The organism is Candidatus Margulisiibacteriota bacterium (assembly GCA_018822365.1).
Classification (GTDB): Bacteria; Margulisbacteria; WOR-1; order O2-12-FULL-45-9; family XYB2-FULL-48-7; genus XYB2-FULL-45-9.
The window spans coordinates 1-3,599 of the sequence record JAHJKL010000047.1 but is presented as its reverse complement, the minus strand read 5'-3'; the positions used below and the strand labels follow the sequence as shown (position 1 = coordinate 3,599).

Sequence of the window (3,599 nt, the reverse complement as noted above, 5' to 3'; positions counted from 1 at the left end):
TGAACCGACGACCGAAGCGAAAGTAAAGATAGAGGCGGTTGGGGACAGCATCGCGACCGATGAATCGGCCGGGGTATTTACCATCCTTGAGGGAGATGTCTATGGCCCAACAATTGAGGTTACCTCCCCAATCGCGGGAGATAAGTGGCGGGGAGGCTCGATCCATGAGATCACTTTTACCGCGACCGATGAATCAGGGATCAAACCGAATTCCCTCTGGATCTGGTATTCGACCGATGAAGGGACCAGCTATCTTTATCTTATAACTTCTGAAGCTGATATTTCTTCGCCATATAGCTGGACCTTGCCGGCGGACATTTCCACGACCGAAGCAAAGATCAAAGTTTCTCTCCAGGATAATTCCATCAACCAGAACTGGGGGACGGCGGAGAGCGGCAGTTTTACCATTGAGGCAAGGGTTGTGCCGATCCTGCTATCTGTCACGCTGGAAGCCCCCAGCGGCGGAGAAAACTGGATCGCCGGGATGAGTTATTATATTTCCTGGGAGACCAGCGGCTCACCGGAAACGATCAATCTTTATTACACCACCTCCGAAGCGCTCGGTTATCAATTAATTGAGGCCGACTTGCAAGACGATGGTTCTTATTTCTGGATGATTCCTGATGAGCCGACAACCGAAGCCAAAGTGAGGATCGAAGCGGTAAAGGGGGGGCAAACCGTTACGGATGAATCTAACGCTCTCTTTACGATCGAAGCAAGCTCGATCAGCGTCAATTTGCGCGACGCCAGCGACTCCAGTGATTATTCCACCTGGGAGGTCGGGGCCGCAAAACTCTTAAATACCGTCTATATCATGGCGACTTCCGAGTGTGTGATCGTCAAAAATGAAGGGAATGTGCCGGAAGATTTTAGTCTGTCCGGAGTAACGACCAATTGGACCTTGAGCTCGACCGGAGAGAGCGGGCAGGAGATAGTTTTGCTCATGGGGCTGTTTAATGGAAATATTTCTCCGGCAGAAGTGGATTTTTCCACTACAAGTGATATTATTACCACCAGCCAGACCTGGGCAACCCAGGGAGGGGGCTCTTCAGGAAATTATGAAGGTGGAGAGAGCGGGGAAAACGTGGCGAGCGGCGGGGCTCGTAAGTTGTATATTTATTTGCGCACGCCGGTCGCGATTACTACCGGCGCGGAAGAGCGAATAACAGTAACGGTTGGCTGTCGGAAGCATTAAAAGGGGTGTCGAATGGCGAAAAATGTCTTATTGGCTGGGATGATCATTATATTATCAGCCGGGGTTTTTGCCGCTGGGATCAAAGTTTCTCCCGGAGCATTTTGCGCGCAAAATATTGAGATCGGCAAAGATCTGGACCTCGGGGTTGACCTGACCATCGAAAACAGCAGTGATAGCCAGCAATCGTTTTGCCTCTCGCCGATCAAGCCGAGCCAGGCGAAAAGCCAGTGGCTCAAGGGCTATTCGGAAATTCCGGACCCAAAATGGCTCTATATGGAAAGTAATTGGCTTGAAGTGGCCCCGCGCAGTTCCGGAAAAGTCAGGATGCATCTGAAAGTCCCCAATGAAGAAAAATATCTTAATCAGCATTGGATCGTTTACGTCAATATTTCCAACGAAATGAAAAAAGGGGACCTTTTTGGTGTTTCGATCAAACCAAACTACATGTTCGAAACAAAAGCGGCTATGGTCAAAGGACGTCCGTCGGGAAGATTGGGCTTTGTTCCCAGTACGATCAAGGTCCCGATCATTCAGGGTAAGGCGATAACAGCGCGTTTGATCTTGTACAACAACGATAAGCGTCCCCATACTTATAAGGTGTTTTCTTTTCTCCCTCCTGCCGATTCGGGAAAGCAGGAGATCAACTTGAGTCCTGGTTATGAATGGGCAATGTCAGAGAAATGGATAAAACCTTTGAAAAATAAGGTAAAAATTGGGGCTGGACAAAAGAAAGAAATTGAGTTAAAAATAGCAGTCCCTAAGGCAAATTCAACCGTGACCAGAGGATGGGAATCTATCTTGATGGTTGAAGAAGAGGACGGGCTAAGCGGTTTTGCCAGGGTCTTGATAGAACCGAAAAAATAGTCAACGGCATCCTTTAAAAGGGGGAGATTGAAAATGAAAAAGGTTTTAGTTTTTATTCTGATCGGTTTGTCTGTTGTTCTTGGGGTGGCGGGGATCAGAGGGGCGCAAGCTGCAACCAGTGACAGTTTTACCATTACCATTACGGTCGGTTTTATCGGCATTTCTCTTAAAGATTATAATTTAGCTGATTATTCAACCTGGGCAATAGGCACAGTTACCGGAAGCAGTTTAAATACGATGGAAGCGGCCGGCGGAGTCGCTGGTGAGGAGGGGATCCTACTGGCAAACTTGAGCAATGTCGCTATTGACCTGGCAGGATTTGCCACCAACACGAACGGATGGTCCCTTGGGTCCCAAGGTGTTGACGCATACATTCTTTCTGCCAGAGGTTTTGGTGCCTGGCAGGCAGCTACATATCCAAATATGGTTTCTGCTGTTTCTGTTACCGCGACCAGTTCGCCTGGTACGGCGATCGACCCCAATATTTCAGCCACGACCGATCGTTATATTTATTTTAGCGTAGCGGCGCCAACTTCGGTCAGTGTGGGAGGGGCGAATACGATCACGGTAACGCTTGAAGCGACCGCGCATTGATATTTATTGGATGGTTATAAAATTTGATCATTACGCGAGGGTTGTTAATAGGATTACTGTTATCGGCAGTTTTTCTGGGTCAAACGTGGGCTAAAGGGCTTGAGGCTTCTCCAGCAGTTTTCCATTGGCGGGTAAAAACGCTTGGTAAACTGGTCAAACTACCTCTTCCGATCAAAGTGACCAATCACTCCAGGCTTCGCAGGACCTACCAGGTAAGTTTTAGATCGGCTCATGAGATAGGAGCAAAAGATGAACCTGGTTATAAGCCGATTCGCCGGAAGGAGTGGCTATCCGCATCGGTAAGTGAATTCATTCTTAACCCCGGGCAAAGCGGCGGTCCGGCGATTTTTGCCCTTATCCCGGATCAGCCTGAAAACTACGGGGGGAAATGGCTGGTCTATCTGCAAATTAAAGAGCGACCCCCTGGCGGCGACCAATTCGCCCTGGCTTGCTACACAAAGATCTATCTGGACGTGCTATGGAAAAAAACAAAAAATACGCGGTAATATTGAGCCTGGCAATTGCCGTCTTCCTTATTTCCCTGATCTCGACCGGCAGTCAGGCCAGGGATTCATTTTCAATTACCTTGACCGTAAGAGAGATCCACCCGGATCCTAATCCGCCGACAATATCGGTTCGAGTCGACGGGCGCTCCGTTTGGGCCAATGATTACATCAAAGTGAGGCCCAACTTTGATCTGGTCGTCAAAGATGATATCGCGGTCGATCCCGGATCGGTTAAGGTTTCATTAGATGGAAAAGGTTTGGGATATATTACGGTCAGCTCGTCCCAGAAAGAACTCGACCTGCAGGCTGGTGTCCCCTATAACCTGGAGGATGAGTCAGTTCGTTTTCATGCCCTAAAAGTTGAGGCGGCCGATATGGCCGGGAACACGACTATAAAAGAACTTACCGGATTAAAAGTTGCGACCGGATTGGTAAAATTG

At 48.7% G+C, this 3,599-nt stretch carries 5 protein-coding genes; all 5 read left to right on the top strand.

The window, feature by feature from the left end:
- Positions 1-1,195 (top strand): hypothetical protein (locus KKF06_03785; protein ID MBU1616890.1); only part of this gene is annotated, 1,195 nt, incomplete at its 5' end.
- A 12-nt stretch (positions 1,196-1,207) separates the two neighbouring features.
- Entirely contained in the window at positions 1,208-2,059 is an 852-nt protein-coding gene (locus tag KKF06_03780; GenBank protein ID MBU1616889.1) for a cupredoxin domain-containing protein, read from the top strand.
- A 33-nt stretch (positions 2,060-2,092) separates the two neighbouring features.
- Entirely contained in the window at positions 2,093-2,653 is a 561-nt protein-coding gene (locus KKF06_03775) for a hypothetical protein (GenBank protein MBU1616888.1), read from the top strand.
- Positions 2,654-2,694: 41 nt separating this feature from the next.
- Positions 2,695-3,159: a hypothetical protein gene (locus KKF06_03770; protein MBU1616887.1), complete on the top strand. Its 465-nt coding sequence runs from the start codon at positions 2,695-2,697 to the stop codon at positions 3,157-3,159.
- Positions 3,132-3,599 (top strand): hypothetical protein (locus KKF06_03765; protein MBU1616886.1); only part of this gene is annotated, 468 nt, incomplete at its 3' end. The genes KKF06_03770 and KKF06_03765, both read left to right, overlap by 28 nt.

What these genes read in the sequence shown, in the direction of transcription:
- KKF06_03775 (MBU1616888.1), top strand. Translation starts at nt 2,093, where the DNA reads ATGAAAAAGGTTTTAGTTTTTATTCTGATCGGTTTGTCTGTTGTTCTT.
- KKF06_03780 (MBU1616889.1), top strand. Translation starts at nt 1,208, where the DNA reads ATGGCGAAAAATGTCTTATTGGCTGGGATGATCATTATATTATCAGCC.